13 protein-coding genes are annotated in these 13,992 nt (G+C 46.8%); 6 read left to right on the top strand and 7 right to left on the bottom strand.

Annotated features, from left to right (window positions below; genetic code table 11):
* Nucleotides 1–81: 81 nt before the first annotated feature.
* Both KIS30_04155 and KIS30_04150 read left to right on the top strand, forming a co-directional pair.
* On the top strand, nucleotides 82–654 hold the full coding sequence (locus tag KIS30_04155) for a hypothetical protein (protein ID MBX8645938.1): 573 nt from the start codon (nucleotides 82–84) through the stop codon (nucleotides 652–654).
* 208 nt (nucleotides 655–862) lie between these two features.
* A complete protein-coding gene (locus KIS30_04150) occupies nucleotides 863–2,071 on the top strand; it encodes a hypothetical protein (protein ID MBX8645937.1) in 1,209 nt (402 codons plus the stop codon).
* Nucleotides 2,072–2,271: 200 nt separating this feature from the next.
* Here the strand turns inward: KIS30_04150 and KIS30_04145 are convergent, their stop codons facing one another.
* Nucleotides 2,272–2,748, bottom strand: a complete 477-nt coding sequence (locus KIS30_04145) for a hypothetical protein (protein ID MBX8645936.1) — start codon at nucleotides 2,746–2,748, stop codon at nucleotides 2,272–2,274.
* A gap of 104 nt (nucleotides 2,749–2,852) precedes the next feature.
* On the opposite strand from KIS30_04145, the gene KIS30_04140 reads away from it, so the two are divergent.
* Both KIS30_04140 and KIS30_04135 read left to right on the top strand, forming a co-directional pair.
* On the top strand, nucleotides 2,853–3,755 hold the full coding sequence (locus tag KIS30_04140) for a transposase (GenBank protein MBX8645935.1): 903 nt from the start codon (nucleotides 2,853–2,855) through the stop codon (nucleotides 3,753–3,755).
* 58 nt (nucleotides 3,756–3,813) lie between these two features.
* Nucleotides 3,814–4,740, top strand: a complete 927-nt coding sequence (locus tag KIS30_04135; GenBank protein MBX8645934.1) for a site-specific DNA-methyltransferase — start codon at nucleotides 3,814–3,816, stop codon at nucleotides 4,738–4,740.
* A 117-nt stretch (nucleotides 4,741–4,857) separates the two neighbouring features.
* Here the strand turns inward: KIS30_04135 and KIS30_04130 are convergent, their stop codons facing one another.
* The 3 genes from KIS30_04130 to KIS30_04120 form a co-directional block, all read right to left on the bottom strand.
* A complete protein-coding gene (locus tag KIS30_04130; protein MBX8645933.1) occupies nucleotides 4,858–5,253 on the bottom strand; it encodes a hypothetical protein in 396 nt (131 codons plus the stop codon).
* A 590-nt stretch (nucleotides 5,254–5,843) separates the two neighbouring features.
* Complete coding sequence (locus KIS30_04125; GenBank protein ID MBX8645932.1) at nucleotides 5,844–6,287, bottom strand: hypothetical protein; 444 nt, start codon at nucleotides 6,285–6,287, stop codon at nucleotides 5,844–5,846.
* Nucleotides 6,284–7,150 (bottom strand): hypothetical protein, encoded by an 867-nt coding sequence (locus KIS30_04120; protein MBX8645931.1) that lies wholly within the window; start codon nucleotides 7,148–7,150, stop codon nucleotides 6,284–6,286. Before KIS30_04120 ends, KIS30_04125 begins: the two co-directional genes overlap by 4 nt.
* A gap of 226 nt (nucleotides 7,151–7,376) precedes the next feature.
* Here KIS30_04120 and KIS30_04115 point away from each other — a divergent pair, with 226 nt between their 5' ends.
* Nucleotides 7,377–9,017 (top strand): DUF262 domain-containing protein, encoded by a 1,641-nt coding sequence (locus tag KIS30_04115; GenBank protein MBX8645930.1) that lies wholly within the window; start codon nucleotides 7,377–7,379, stop codon nucleotides 9,015–9,017.
* A gap of 316 nt (nucleotides 9,018–9,333) precedes the next feature.
* Here KIS30_04115 and KIS30_04110 read toward each other — a convergent pair whose 3' ends face one another.
* The 3 genes from KIS30_04110 to KIS30_04100 form a co-directional block, all read right to left on the bottom strand.
* On the bottom strand, nucleotides 9,334–11,547 hold the full coding sequence (locus tag KIS30_04110) for an N-6 DNA methylase (GenBank protein ID MBX8645929.1): 2,214 nt from the start codon (nucleotides 11,545–11,547) through the stop codon (nucleotides 9,334–9,336).
* A gap of 29 nt (nucleotides 11,548–11,576) precedes the next feature.
* Nucleotides 11,577–12,710 (bottom strand): IS630 family transposase, encoded by a 1,134-nt coding sequence (locus KIS30_04105; GenBank protein MBX8645928.1) that lies wholly within the window; start codon nucleotides 12,708–12,710, stop codon nucleotides 11,577–11,579.
* Nucleotides 12,711–12,776: 66 nt separating this feature from the next.
* Nucleotides 12,777–13,331, bottom strand: coding sequence for a hypothetical protein (locus tag KIS30_04100; protein ID MBX8645927.1), 555 nt, complete (start codon nucleotides 13,329–13,331; stop codon nucleotides 12,777–12,779).
* Nucleotides 13,332–13,651: 320 nt separating this feature from the next.
* Here KIS30_04100 and KIS30_04095 point away from each other — a divergent pair, with 320 nt between their 5' ends.
* Nucleotides 13,652–13,861, top strand: a complete 210-nt coding sequence (locus KIS30_04095) for a hypothetical protein (protein ID MBX8645926.1) — start codon at nucleotides 13,652–13,654, stop codon at nucleotides 13,859–13,861.
* Nucleotides 13,862–13,992: the final 131 nt, after the last annotated feature.

Genomic DNA, 13,992 nt, shown 5'->3' with positions numbered 1-13,992 from the left:
CCTCACTTCATTTGACGAAGAAAGTTGTAACTGGGGTGTATTCAAATATGAAGTTATTGATATGCTGCAAAGGAGGGAAGGATGGCAAGCGAGATTGATTTGAATGACAGGCAGAAGATTCTCTTGCTTTCTATCGATGCCATGCGCAGGAATGGACTGCCCATGGATCCGATGTCTGTTCAGAAAATGGTTTTCCTCGTAACAAAGCTGATGCCGGAGAGGCTCAAAGACTATGATAATGACTATCTTCCTTACGACTTTGGACCGTACTCAGAGCTGGTTGAAACCGATGTTGCTCGGATGCAGGACCTCGGATTGTTGAACGGTGACCTTCAAGTTGATTCAACTTTCAATGAAATGAAGCACGAAATAAGTCGCAAAGATATAGAGTTAGACGAAATTGCCAGCCTCGTTTCATCGTTTAAGGATTTTGACCGTGATGATCTCGTGTATGTAGTTTATAAACTGTATCCTGATTATACTGTGGGTTCGAAAATAAAGTCATACGTACGGTCTAAAAAGCTCGAGTCTATGTCATTCGACGCCGAGGGATTAAGAAAGGAGAAGAAATTGGAGATAGTGACAGACAAAGGTCGAAAGGTCAAAGTTGAGCTGGTGGATGGTAGGATAATCCTGAGCGAGGTTGGGCGCTGAGTGCGGGCAGGCGGTATGAACGAGTAATTCGGCAGTTGAGGTCAATATCGACCTGGGCAACATAGGTGAACTCCAGAAATGCAGGCCAAAAAGGAAAATGCTCTCCATTAAACCTGTGTTCTACCATTACGACGGCAAAGATATTCATGTTGTGAGGGCCGCAGAGAGGGAGGAATGATTAATTTGCGATATCAGGAGGAAAGTTAAAGTGGCAAAGGTGGACGTAGGACTTGTAGAGGAGTACCGTGAAGATGGACTACATTTGAGAAAGACTGAGCTAAGACTCAAATCAGGTAGTCATTTCGAGGTCCATCCTGCAGTGAACCCTTCTAAGGTGAAGCGGAGGACCTTGGATTTGCTGGGAAATGAAGCCATATTTGAAAACTCAGTGAATATCACGCTGGACAAGTTGAGAAAAATCGACAATGACGCCGACGCCCAGAGGGAATTCATTAAGAGGGAACTTCGGATTGGGCGATATGATAATTTTTCGTTGAACATAATCAACCTCTTGGTTAAAACAACAGACAAAATTGAAAATCAGGATATTGAATACCTGCGAGCGCTAATTGACTTATATTCTCTCTATACCATACCTGTTCCTCCTGTAGTATACTATTATGAAACTAAGACTTTTACTAGAATTGTCGGGGCAACAAGCCGGCAACTGACAAGAGTATACAAGACGACCCCTCTGCCTTTTGGCGACTATCTTAATTTCATGAAAAGGTTCTTGAAGAGCACTACCTCTTCAAACATCGGAAATGTCTTAGCTATGACAGTTCCGTGTAACCTTCCTCATGCCAAGGTATCAGAGTTCGCATCTGTTTACAAGGATTTCAACACACCTATTGTGATATCTGATGGCCACGGACAGGAGCAGCTTACCGTGTTACCTCAGATCAATAGTTTGCTATATTCTAAGGATATTTCAAGCGTCACGCAACGACAAGGCGAAGCGTTTATCCTTTATGGGTACGATTCTGCGAAATCCAAGATGAACAGGAGCGCCGGCGAGATAGCCACTGCGAAGAATGTACTGCAGCACTTCTACAGGTTCAGTTCCTTCGGGCCCAGATACACATTCCCGAAGATGAGAATAAACAACAAGCCAGGGGCGCCAAATCCTCAGCCGCGGATATATTACAGAGAAGAACTCGGCTACGCCAAGAGGAACTACAAAGACGCTCTTGCGAGAATTCAGAACTGGATAAGCGAGAATTCATTCTCAGCCGATGCTGCGACCTCTACTTATTCCAACTACGTCAAGGACTATGAAGCAGTGAAATTGACAGAGACTTCTCGGGAGATTTACTCTCACGTGGAGAAAAAGGAACTGGAGAAGATTATTCAAAGAGGAACGCTAAAAGACGAAATAAGTTCAGTGAAGAATGCACTGAGAAATCCACCCGATTAGACATGGGAACGAAAGGCCACGGCGTCCATCCACAGGGTCTGATTGGATTGGTCGCAAAAACACCGATAGCCAGAACCTCGGGGCATGCAGGAGCGAATGCTTTAATGCCCGGATGTGAAGGATGCGATTCACGTATGGTTGCCACATTCCTATCACGATAAGATTTGTTTGTTGACAAAATTTCTTCATGTGTTTCAAAGTCAATGGAGTTTAAGAGGCTTTTCTGAGCAGAATCGATGAAAACCATGGCTTTCACACACCATGCAAAGTACATAATCTCCATCAATATTTCTTATCAATAACGGTCGAATGCTGGCGCCATCTCCAGATGGACATAACGTTGTTAATGAATATAGGATAGACAGAACCTTTTTTGAATGGAAAGCCAAGTAGAGCAGTGGATCAATCTGGAGCTTTAGTGGGCGCAGTTCCCGCATTGCTACCTTGTTGATTTTCCGCTCAGCATCTACCAGAATTTCGATCAAATCTTTCCGCCCAGCCTCTGATAACAGACGCCTCACATCATATTGGTGATTTTTCGCCCGAGCTTGCATCGAAGGAGTATTGCAGAGTGCATAATCAATCTTTACAGAACCCTCCAGACCGGGTGTGCCCACAAAATATGAAATTGAGGAGATGCCATACCTTTTGTTTGCAACGACAACAGGATGGCGCATCTCCGCGGGATAATATGCATATCCGTTGTTTATCTGACTTTTGATGCCCGTACCGTTGTCGGCGGGATGGGATGTGAACGACAAGGCGAAGCAGGAACTGGAAAGTGTACAATGAGTGCCGGAAGCATGAAAAAGAAGAGGTCATAACAACTGTTGGTGCCGAGGTGAGAAGCAGGAGGGCGCCTTACAGGGTGAGGAGTGGCGGCAGGGGAAGGCCGCCGGCGCCACCGTCTGATATTGTGATGTTCCTCGTGCTGAAGACACTGTTCTGCGACTCATACAGAGGCACATATTCGCTGCTGGCTGCTGACAGCACCGTTGTCATGCTCGCCGGCATGACGACTGTGCCGCACTACAATACGGCACAGAAGTACTGCTCGAGAATATCGGAGAACTTTCTGCAGTCACTGCTGCACTCCATAACAGTTGTGCTCAGAAAGTGCCGCAGGCTGAATATTGCCGGTGACGGCACCGGCTTCGGCACAAAGCGCTACCTGTGCTGGTTCGTGTCCAGGAAGGCAGGTAAGAAGAGGAAGAGGCAGTTCGTCAAGCTCCATCTTTGCATATCCATATGGCCTGCCATCGTGTTGTCTGCGAGTGTGACAAAAGGCACGGTGGCAGACATAAAGATGCTCGACACACTCCTCGACGTCGTCGACGATGCAATCGTCATCGGCGATGTCTGTCTGGATCCAGGCTATCTCTCCAGATATGCCGTGCAGAGCATATCCGACCATGGCGGACTGCCTGTCATCAAGCTGAAGTGCAACACGACGGCGAGGGCTGCTGCAGTGCCTGAATGGCACCGGATGGTCAGGACAGCACTTGACCATCCCGGTCCATACAAGCGGAAGTACAGCAAGCGTTCTGTCATAGAGGGCATAATTGCAGCAATCAAGATGCGTTTCGGAGAGATGATATATTCAAGGAAGACGAGGAATCAGCGTGTTGAGCTCATGCTCAGGCTGATCGTGTGGGACGCGATGGCAGTGATGAGAATACAATAATTTATGGGCACACCCCTCCAGACCACAAAATCTAGATACTAGAAATCAATTCAGTATCATGCAAAGCAGCGTTGATTATGAACTCACATCTCAGAGCAAGGTGGAGTTTCAAAATGAAAAACAATTGATTATTCCCACCAGCCACAAACTCATCGTGGGTGATGCGAGAAGAGTGAGTATGGAATCCATTGGGAATGTACATCTTGTTGTTACATCTCCTCCTTATTGGACCATTAGGGACTACGGGATTCCAGGCCAGATTGGTTTCAATCAAGACTTGGCGGAATACATCGATTCACTCCTGTCGGTGTGGAGAAAATGTTACGATGCATTGTGCCCAGGGTGCAGAATGATAATAGACATCGGCGACCAGTATTTGCGCGCTACTAAGCACAAGGCCTATCAGATCATACCCCTGCATTCATATGTCATTAACAGCATTATGAATGACAAACGTATGCGCATGGACTTCCTCGGCACCATTATCTGGCGGAAGATATCTACAACAAAGACTTCTGGAGGCGCCAACGTAATGGGCAGTTATCCATATCCCCGGAATGTATATCCCTGCTTCGAGAATGAGTTCATTGCGATTTTCAGAAAGGAAGGAACACCACCAAGGCCGGAAAGACCATTCAGAGATGCTAGCAAATTGAGTCTTGCTGAATGGAGGGAATTCACTCAAGGCGTTTGGACTTTCCCCGGGACCAAGGCCGGCGAAAATCCAAGTGCTTTCCCTGAGACACTGCCAAACCGCCTAATCAGAATGTTTAGCTTTCCAGGAGAAACAGTGTTGGATCCTTTCGTCGGGAGCGGAACAACAATGCGCGCGGCCGCATCCTTAGGTAGGAATTCCATTGGAATCGAACTCGGGTTTGCCACCAGATCTGGAAAGCCTTTCGAAAAGGTCATTGAAGAGAACGTATTGACCGCTGAACTGGAGACCTATTCGGGACAGCCAAGAATCTCAGTTCTCCGTGTTTAAGTGGTTTCGTTCTGTTTATGAAGACGCGCCTCTCTGTCGAATGTTTGCAGTAGATTTGAAATCGTTCGGTCTTCCTCAAACACTTCGAACGAAGATGGCGGTGATGAGCAAATTACACTATTCGTTTTCCTCGTCTTCTTCATCAAAGTATTCGGAGTCTTCGAAGCGAGAGTCTTCCAGACTCTCAGGATGGTTTAGCAGAAACACACTGTTTATGAGAACTTTCCGATTCTCTATCCCTATTTTCCTCCTGTCCAACTGTTTGTTGTTTTCTTTAAGTTGGTCTGCATCACGGATAACATAATAACCGTGGGAGGACGCCGCTAATGGCAATTTTTTCTTCCGAATTACATCCGTTATCAAGCCACGGGTGTTTGGTCTGCCATCAGCATCATCGAGTCCAAGCATGCGTTGCAATTCTCTCGCTTTCTTTGGGGTTTCTTTGGTGGTGTCTTTCAAAATTTGATAAGCCTTGTCTATCAAATCGTCATCATACTGTGGCTTCCTTGGCATTGTTATCTTGTGACCCTATTTGCTGTGCGGATAAAAAGATATTTCCGCGGACCAAATTGGTTCAAAGGTGCCTTTACTTGCTTAGCGATACTGAAAATCTCTGCAAAGACAGGTCATTCAAGCATGCTGACGACAATGGGCTATTACCTTGTCAACGCCCATGAAATTCAAATGCGGTTAGTGCAGAAAGTGAGTTTCTGAATCTTTGTGACAAATGAATATATATCGTACGCTTCTTTTTATAGCTCCTTAACAAAATTGTATGGAAAAACGTTAAGCATCCACGTGTTGTTTTAGACTATCTATCAAGATATTCGCTTGACATCAATCCGCAGGATCAGAGGTGGAATTACGAGAGGGCAAAACTGCTCAATAGCCATTACTTCGATTCTAACAGAAAACTCGATGAAGCAGTCAGGCGATTCATCAAGAACATTCCACTGGAAAATTTGAAAAGTGTCTGCAATACATCGGCGATAGAGCATTTGCTCAAATAGCCGCATTACCGCTGAGGGATGCTACAATTACAAAATTATCCAACATTCTATGACACTGTGCATTTGATCCAAAGTTCAAAATCCTGCGAAATCTTAGTCCGATGTCTTGTTAGCTCGTCTCCAGTAACCATACAGCTTTACTGTTTCTTCCGGAGAGGCGAATTTAACTTTTTTTGTTCTCATCCTCCGGGAAGTAGACCCAGACAATTCAAAAACAGGTTTTCCGTTTGCTATTGCATAATTGATCTCTTTTCCGACACCAGCGGTTATCACTCCAAGAAGGCGGCAGAAGACTAATTTATCACACTTATCAATCATGTTGTAAAAAAATTCCATGCGATCCTGCCGATCATCCTCACACAGCCATTCGCTGTATTTACGACGATAGCTTGCAGGGTTCACAATAACAGCGGATGGGAAGATTTTTCTGATGGATTTTTTCTGAGTCTTCTCTTCATCGCTTCCATATATACACACAGCATGTGCGTAGTAAATCTTCCTACCCTCCCCGGAGTCGCCACCCACTACTCTCTTCAATTTACCCTCCCATGGATTGCTTCGTCCTCATCTTCTTCGCTACTGGCACGCCACATACAAGAGTGGGAAAATGCACATGCACTACATTTCGTCGCTGTCGGTACCGTTGTTGTTTCTAGAGGAACTTTGGTTACTCCTGACAGCCCCATCTTGTACAGATTGTTATGGTAATACATGCCCATTCTGACCAGCTTCAGCATGTTTTCAGTGAAAGGGAATGGTCCAATGCCCTTTCCTACTCTTGGATTGCGAATCTGCCACTGAATATCTTGGGCTCTGAAATTGTGATTAGTGGCTAAATATAGACCTGACGGAGTTGCCAGGCAATAGGCCCACATCTGCAAATAATGATCGGGCATTCCAACAAAATTCCCTGTCTTCAACTCGGTTATGCGTAGATCGCCAGAAATCCTTGATGCGCTGTCAACCTTCGCATGGTAAACCACATCTCCTTCTAGGAATGTTGTAGGAAATTCGGGAATATCGAATATGTCTACCTTAGGATTCTTCAATTGAGCTGCTGTTGCCTGCGGACGTTTTGTCGACTCTTGAAGTATTTCCATCTCCCTAACTGAATGCATGTGGGTACCAGTCGCAACTAGTTTTGCGATTCTAGGCGGCCTAATCTGCGGTGTGCGGCGACCATAGTGCCAAGACTTGTAAGCACAGTATCCTATACCAGAAAAATCTGACACACGGGTATGATGCACATTACTGATGCCGCTCTTCGACATTGCCTCTTCAGCAGCAGGATAAAGGGACAATATACGTTTGAACGACACACGGTTTGAGGAGTCATTTTCTGGTTCATATGACCTGAGCATGTCCAGGTATGAACTCATCTCTCCTGTGGACTCCTTCATCCGCGTAGGCATAGGACAAGATATTCCGCATTTTCGATATTTACGCCTTTCGGAGGGGATGCCGACAGCCGCACAATGTAATGAGCGTACTTCTTGCCACATATGTATATCCCAATGCGTGACGAGGCTAACCGAAAGTTTCAAAACGTGCAAGCAATCTACAGTAGTATCTATAGGTCTGTACATTTCTAGTAAGTTTGATATCTTTTGGAAATGTTGCAGGGCCATGCGTCAACCTAAACCCGATTATATGGAATATCCTGAGCTTATTATGGAAATTGGGAATGGAGCCATAAAAATACCTGATTTTCAAAGACGAGTTGTCTGGGATATTGGGCAAACGCTCTACTTACTGGATAGCATTAGTAAAGGGTTCCCCATCGGAAGTTTCATATTTTGGCAAACCCAAGAAAGAATGAAGGCGCACAGAAATATCGGCGATCTTGCTCTGAAAGAGTCGCCTGACAACCAGTTGATCAATTACATTCTAGACGGTCAGCAGAGACTCACTTCTTTGTACGCTTGTATCAAAGGTGCAGTTATAAACACAAAGAAATACCAGGTGTTTTGCGATTTAGATGCTTCTGGAGAAGATGAGACATTCAAGCTAGAGAGCTCTGACCCCACAAGATTCGTAGACATTGGCGACCTCCTAGGAGATGAACCACAAAAAGTGTCCAAGAGTCTGAGCGACGAACGACAGAAACGCTTCGACAAGTTACGTGAGACCTTCAGGCTCTACAAATTTCCTGTCATAAGGATTGAGGACCAGCCACTAGATGTGGTTTGCGAGATGTTTACCAGAATAAACAACACGGGGACCGAACTCGACTTGTTTGACCTCATGGTTGCCAAGACTTGGATGGATAATTTCAATCTTCGCGACAAGTACAACGAATTGTCTTCAAATCTTAGAAAAGCGCAATACGATGAATTGGCTGCGTCTGTGGTTCTGCAAATTGCTGGTGCCATTGTCAAAGGCGGGTGCACGCGCAAACATATCCTTTCAATCACCAGAGACGATGTCACTGAATATTGGGTAGAAATCGTTAACGCAACGAATCTTGCTGTAGATTTTCTGAGAGATCATCTGGGGATCCCTTCAACAAGGCTACTTCCTTATCAGTCCTGTGTGGTCCCGATCGCGTACTTCTTCTATCGCAATGAATTCAAGCAGCCCAAGTCGTCTCAAGCTCGCATATTGAATCGGTATTTTTGGCGTTCTGCCGCCATTGAAAGATATTCCTCAGGAACGGAAAGCAAACTTGGACAGGATATCAGGGATATTGATAAACTGGTTAAAGATGAAAAAGACTTGGAATCGTTGTTTTCATGGCCAGAAGGATGGGTGAGTTTTACAAGCGACAAAATCATCAGGACGGAACTATCCTTGAGCAACGCTTTCTGCAAAATGATCCTCGCTTTTCTTGCCTCAAGTCACCCTTTGAGTTTTGAAAACAACACCCCCGTTCGTGTTGACAGTTCCAATCTCGCAAGAAGCAACAGCAGACACTATCATCATTTCTTCCCAAAGGCATACCTTAAGAAGAAAGGCGTTTCTGAGGATCATGCTAACAGTGTTGCTAACATATGTCTGGTACCAGCCGCTTCGAATTTGCATTATCAGGACAACAGCCCGAAAGATTATTTGAAGCCGATTCTTGAGGAAAACCCAAATCTTGGTGGCGCACTCAAGAGTCACTTCATAGAGCTTGAGCCCAAATTCGGTATTGAAACTGATGATTATGATATGTTTCTACAGGAACGGGCAGACTCAATAATTCTTGGATTAGCTGGACTGATTTATACCAATGAAGAGTTTGATACCGCTTTTGCTGACTATAATGGAATTGAAGATGATAACTGACGTGCCTCATACAAATTATGTGGACTGAGATTCCATCAGAAGCTCATCCTCCTGCAAGGGGACAATTAAGCTCGGTAAAAGTGCCAGACTCGATTCCAATCTGAATATAGATGCGATTCAATACGTTAATGTTCTTTCGGTTAGCCAACGTGTAGAGTAGAGAAGAGGACCAGTTGCTTTCGACAAAACTAAATTGACACGGTGATATTTGCAACCGTACTTCAATGAGGTTTTACATTCGAACCCTCACATGGTAGGCGGGGTTTGGGTGCAACTCAAGGACCTTTGGGTCAGAGCGCGTCCTGAGAGCGTACAGTCAGGAAGTATCATCTACATCCCCATCCTCAAAGGGGTACGCATCCAGCGTTGTTGCCCCTGGACAGTACTCCCTATACAACATGAACAGAAACCGTAGCCTACTCAAATCAGTCCTGAAGGGTTTCTGGCGGTAGCATCTGTCTACCATTTTGTCTAACTTCTCATGCGCTTTTACCAGTTCAGGAGGAGTCACCAAAGGGTCGTAAAGGGTTGCCAATGAAACACCCGTAAACTTCGCCCTAGCCTCTAGTATGCCCTTGGCTAGTTTCTCCACTTCCGCAATCTGAGTCGGGGCGGGGGACTTTGGCCACGGAAAATTGTTATAGACCACCTTATTCGAGTATCTGATTCGTTCGGTCAACCTACCTGCGACCTGATGCACCCAAGCCATGTGCATTGCGGACATCAACACACCGAAGTGGTACAGGCTTCCTCCTGGAATCACAAGGCACGAATCGCTCGCGATGTTGGAACTTTCGAAGAATGCCAACGGGATGTAGCGGCGCGTTTCCGAGGAGTGTCTGGGAATAAGTATGTAGTCCTCAAAGGGCTGACGAATCTCCCCAAAGAGATAAGGAGTCGCTGCAAGACGCCGAGTGCTTGCGCGTTTGCTCTGCAACCGATACTTCCTGACTTCTTCGATACGCTCCATAACACCCTTGCGGTCTCTTAACTCCTGCGGCGGAATCCCTTGGAGCCAGAGACACCAACGATTCTCCATGTGGAGAAACTCCTTTGCGCTAATGAGTGGGCGCAAGAATCGCTCTGACAATGGGTCTGCTGCAATGAAGCTTTGCTTCTCTGCCTCAGTGAAAATAAAGTGGCCTCCATCGTTAGGCATACTGCCAAAGTGAATCTCTGGCACTGAACAGATTGGCCGTTTTCGGCTCGGCAGGAGGAAAGATGGCTGGTCTACGAGATAGGGGTTGATATTGCGAACGATGGCTTCAACAGGCTGACCATTAGGATCTGAGTAGTCGAACAATCGTTTTCTAGGCTGGTCAAAGGATGCAAAACCAATAATGATGACAGTTACGGCTGCCTTGCCCTTCGCCTCGCTGGTCCATGTGAAAGGACGGTGGGCGAAGTGAATTATGGCTCCTTGACGGAGAAGGAACGCCCAGAGCAACCCAACTTGTTCTCCATGCATGATGGCCTGAGTCGATACAAAGGCCACATGCGCAGATGTACCCTTGATGTATTCGAGCGCCTTTACATACCAGCATGCTACGTAATCGAGGTTTCCGTAGTTCTCCACCTTGCCTTTCATCACGATGCCCATATCCTCGGTTTGTTCTGCATTTCGTCGTTTCTTCCCGGCGTATGGTGGGTTTCCGAGGACGTAGCTGACTTGGTCCCGTGGTAGAATCAGCTTCCAGTTTTGGCGTAGGGCATTCAGATTCTTGATAGTCGGAGATTTCTTTAACGGAAGTCGAACAAAGTAGTCCCCAAGCTTCTCAGAAAGCTTCACATTCATCTGGTGGTCAACCAGCCAGAGAGCGACTTCTGCAATCCGAGCTGGAAACTCCTCGATTTCAATTCCATAGAAAGCATCGACATCTATCTCGTTGCCCATCTCCACGTCCAACACTCTCTGATGTGCCTTCTGACCGGGCTTCTCAGAGAGTTCCCTGAGTCGAACCCTGATTTCTAACTCGACCTGACGAAGCTCACGGTATGTGATGGCCAAGAAGTTGCCGCATCCGCATGCAGGGTCAAGAAATCTCATCTGGGAGATTCTGTCGAGGATGTCTCTGAGCTTCCTTTCATTGGACCAGTAGCGTTCCATCTCGGCTCTGAGAGAATCCAAGAATAGTGGATGAATCACCTTGAGAATGTTCCTCTCCGCGGTGTAGTGGCCGCCAAGGTCTCTTCTCTTCTCTGGATCCATTACAGACTGAAACAACGAGCCGAATATTGCTGGTGAGACTTCACTCCAGTTGAAGTGGATGCACTCGAGTAGTAGTGCCCTCATTGACACATTGAATGAAGGAAACGGTAGTTGCTCCTCGAAGAGCTTGCCGTTGACATACGGGAATCTTGCCAACTCTGCGTCCAAGGTATTTTGTCGACTCCCTTCCCCTGTGTTGAGTACCTGGAAAATCTGAGAGAGGTGAAGGCCCAAGTCTGACCCATCGGTCTTCGTCTTGGTCTCGATGTAATACGCAAAGTGGTCCCTTGGTAGAAAGATGCCGGTATCATCGGCAAACATGCAGAACATGACACGGACGAGGAATACTTCTAGTGCCCTGTTTCAATAACTGAGTTCTGTGTCCTGAATTTCCAGATGACTCGCTTTCTCGCCTTTCTTCTGTCCTTTTTCCGCCTTTCCCTGTTTTCAAGCATCTCCTTCCTGTGCGCATTCTTGTATCGAATTGCACTCTGGAGTGCCGCATCTGCTTCCGGCCATTTCCTGTAATCTGTATCCTTCAATGCCAGACGCTGAATGTCACCGATGTGACATTCGACCGGATTGAGCCATGACGCGTTTGTCGGCGTAGGCGCAAAGGAGACTCTGTTCTTCTTCGTCCATTTCACTATATCCTCTGTTCCATGCGCAGACAGGTTGTCCATTATGATGTGAATGCGCTGCTCCGCCGGGTAATGGCGGCGGAGCTCCCTGAAGAAAGAGAGTATGTTCTTCGCCGTTTTCCTTTTCCTGATCCTTCCGAAGAACGTGCCATGGTAGTAGTTGAATGCGAGCAGCAGCTGCCTTGTACCCTCCTTCCTGCTGTATGTCGCCGGCACCCTGTCCGGGTGGCCGCTGACCTGCCAGTGGCCGCCGCCCACTGGCTTGAGCTGCAGTGGCCCCACTTCATCGAATGAAATGACCACCGGCGGATTGTGTTTCCTGCGGGTGAGCCTGTCTATCCGCCGCTTCTTCTTCTCGAAGTCAGGGTCATCGCTCTCCTTCCATGTCTTCACAGCCTGGTATGTCAGCTCCTCGTCCTTCAGTATCTTCTGAAGGTTGGAGACACTGATGTCTGCAACAATCCCCTTCTCCACTATTGCGTCCCTGAGCTTCCTCAGGGACCATGTGGTGAATGGATAGCCCAGTGATGATGGCGGCGTCAGCGCCATGTTCACCATCTCGAGTCTTATCTCATCCACAAACTTCCTCGGCCTGCCGGTGCCGCCCTTGTTGGGCAGCGGCTTCAGCGAGTCGAAACCATTCTCATTGAATTCATGAATGATGTGCCTTGTCCATTCAACAGACAGCCCGAGCATATCCGCGATCTTCGGCGGGGTGAAGCCCTGGGCAGAGTGCAGTATCACCTGCGCTCTCCTGAGCGTTATCGCATTGTTTGTTTTCCTGGCAGTCCTGGACAGCTTCTTTCCTTCCTCGTTGTGCAAGGTTCTGACGTGCAGTGTCATGCACCAGTGTATGTGCAATCAAGGATTCAAGCGTTTCGGTCAAAAATACAGAAGTTCGTTATCGAATCAGGGCACTAGCGGATGGCCGGTGTATCCTGACGCCTTCAGAGCATCGTGAAGCTGACCCATTAGCTCCGCCGCCCGGATATTCACTGGAGCCTCATCAACTACCTTGCGCGTTTCCCAGCCAAGAATGAAGTTGAATAGATGGAGATTCTCATGGAACTTCTCCAAGGGAAACTCGTCTGGTTTGGAGTCATGTTCCTCTAAGTCATAGAGACGAAAACGCGCAAAGTCAGAAACCAAGACATACTTTGGTAAATCCTCCTCCGAAATTCCGGCGAAGTAATCCAATCCCTGTGTGTAAGCAGCATCGAGATTCTCTCCTTTGGACTTATGTTCTACAAGGAGTTTACCCTTCCAAAATAAGTCGATTGACCCACGCCGACCATCAAATTTTTTAGCAGGTTCCTCAAAGGAAGCTAGTCGCCGTCTAGACAATCCAAAGACGTCAAAAAAAGCATCCCAGAAGCTATGGGCTTCGGCTTTCTCTCGACTCTCATCTTTCCATTCTGTAGAGAATCTTATGGCATTCTGCTCTACCTCTCTAGGTGTCAGCATCAAAGTTACCTCGCTCCGGCAGACGGGACGCTCATCCCCATGTATTGTGAAATTTCTTCTCGGTTATTAAAGTAAGTCTGTGCATGGCAGAGTCTATCGGTTCAGTTTTCATCAGAAACCGGTTTGACTTTCTCGTTCAGGAAGTCTGACACGAAATTTTCTCTGAAATCGTTGATTTCCATTGCACACGGTATCAGAGAACACTGATTTAAGACGTGACACTGTGCGGCTATACATAATACATCTTTCGGCCTCATCCGAATGAGCGACACTGTTCTGGCCTGAAACCCGCGTGGAAAACAAGAAAAGAAGTGAATGAAATGGCGAAGGGCAACGCATTTGTGAAGGAATATGTGACGGGCAGGAAAGACCAGTTCAACCTGGATTATTCGATATTCAGGGAAACCGTGAAGTCGACAAAAGACAGGGAAACGTTGACTACACAGATGGAAGAAAAGTTCAACTTCGTTATATCGCACATAGCAGAGGACAGGGCCAACACACTCAAAAAGGAAATGGGGCTGCTCTGAAGGCTTGTGCTTTCCATCCAAGCATCACTCAAACCACTTCACATCTCTACTCACTTGCCAGACCTGTACGGTGCCTGGAGACGACATCCATGGCACTCTGGAACCGTGCATATAACTTGTCACTGTCTACA

Origin of the sequence: Candidatus Sysuiplasma acidicola, from assembly GCA_019721035.1 — an archaeon.
Lineage (GTDB): Archaea > Thermoplasmatota > Thermoplasmata > Sysuiplasmatales > Sysuiplasmataceae > Sysuiplasma > Sysuiplasma acidicola.
Note: the sequence above shows the minus strand (reverse complement) of the source record. Positions and strands in the feature narration are given on the sequence as shown.

What these genes read in the sequence shown, in the direction of transcription:
- KIS30_04155 (MBX8645938.1), top strand. Translation starts at nt 82, where the DNA reads ATGGCAAGCGAGATTGATTTGAATGACAGGCAGAAGATTCTCTTGCTT.
- KIS30_04145 (MBX8645936.1), bottom strand. Translation starts at nt 2,748, where the DNA reads ATGCGCCATCCTGTTGTCGTTGCAAACAAAAGGTATGGCATCTCCTCA.
- KIS30_04135 (MBX8645934.1), top strand. Translation starts at nt 3,814, where the DNA reads ATGCAAAGCAGCGTTGATTATGAACTCACATCTCAGAGCAAGGTGGAG.
- KIS30_04130 (MBX8645933.1), bottom strand. Translation starts at nt 5,253, where the DNA reads ATGCCAAGGAAGCCACAGTATGATGACGATTTGATAGACAAGGCTTAT.
- KIS30_04120 (MBX8645931.1), bottom strand. Translation starts at nt 7,150, where the DNA reads ATGAAGGAGTCCACAGGAGAGATGAGTTCATACCTGGACATGCTCAGG.
- KIS30_04115 (MBX8645930.1), top strand. Translation starts at nt 7,377, where the DNA reads ATGCGTCAACCTAAACCCGATTATATGGAATATCCTGAGCTTATTATG.
- KIS30_04110 (MBX8645929.1), bottom strand. Translation starts at nt 11,547, where the DNA reads ATGTTTGCCGATGATACCGGCATCTTTCTACCAAGGGACCACTTTGCG.
- KIS30_04105 (MBX8645928.1), bottom strand. Translation starts at nt 12,710, where the DNA reads ATGACACTGCACGTCAGAACCTTGCACAACGAGGAAGGAAAGAAGCTG.
- KIS30_04100 (MBX8645927.1), bottom strand. Translation starts at nt 13,331, where the DNA reads ATGCTGACACCTAGAGAGGTAGAGCAGAATGCCATAAGATTCTCTACA.
- KIS30_04095 (MBX8645926.1), top strand. Translation starts at nt 13,652, where the DNA reads ATGGCGAAGGGCAACGCATTTGTGAAGGAATATGTGACGGGCAGGAAA.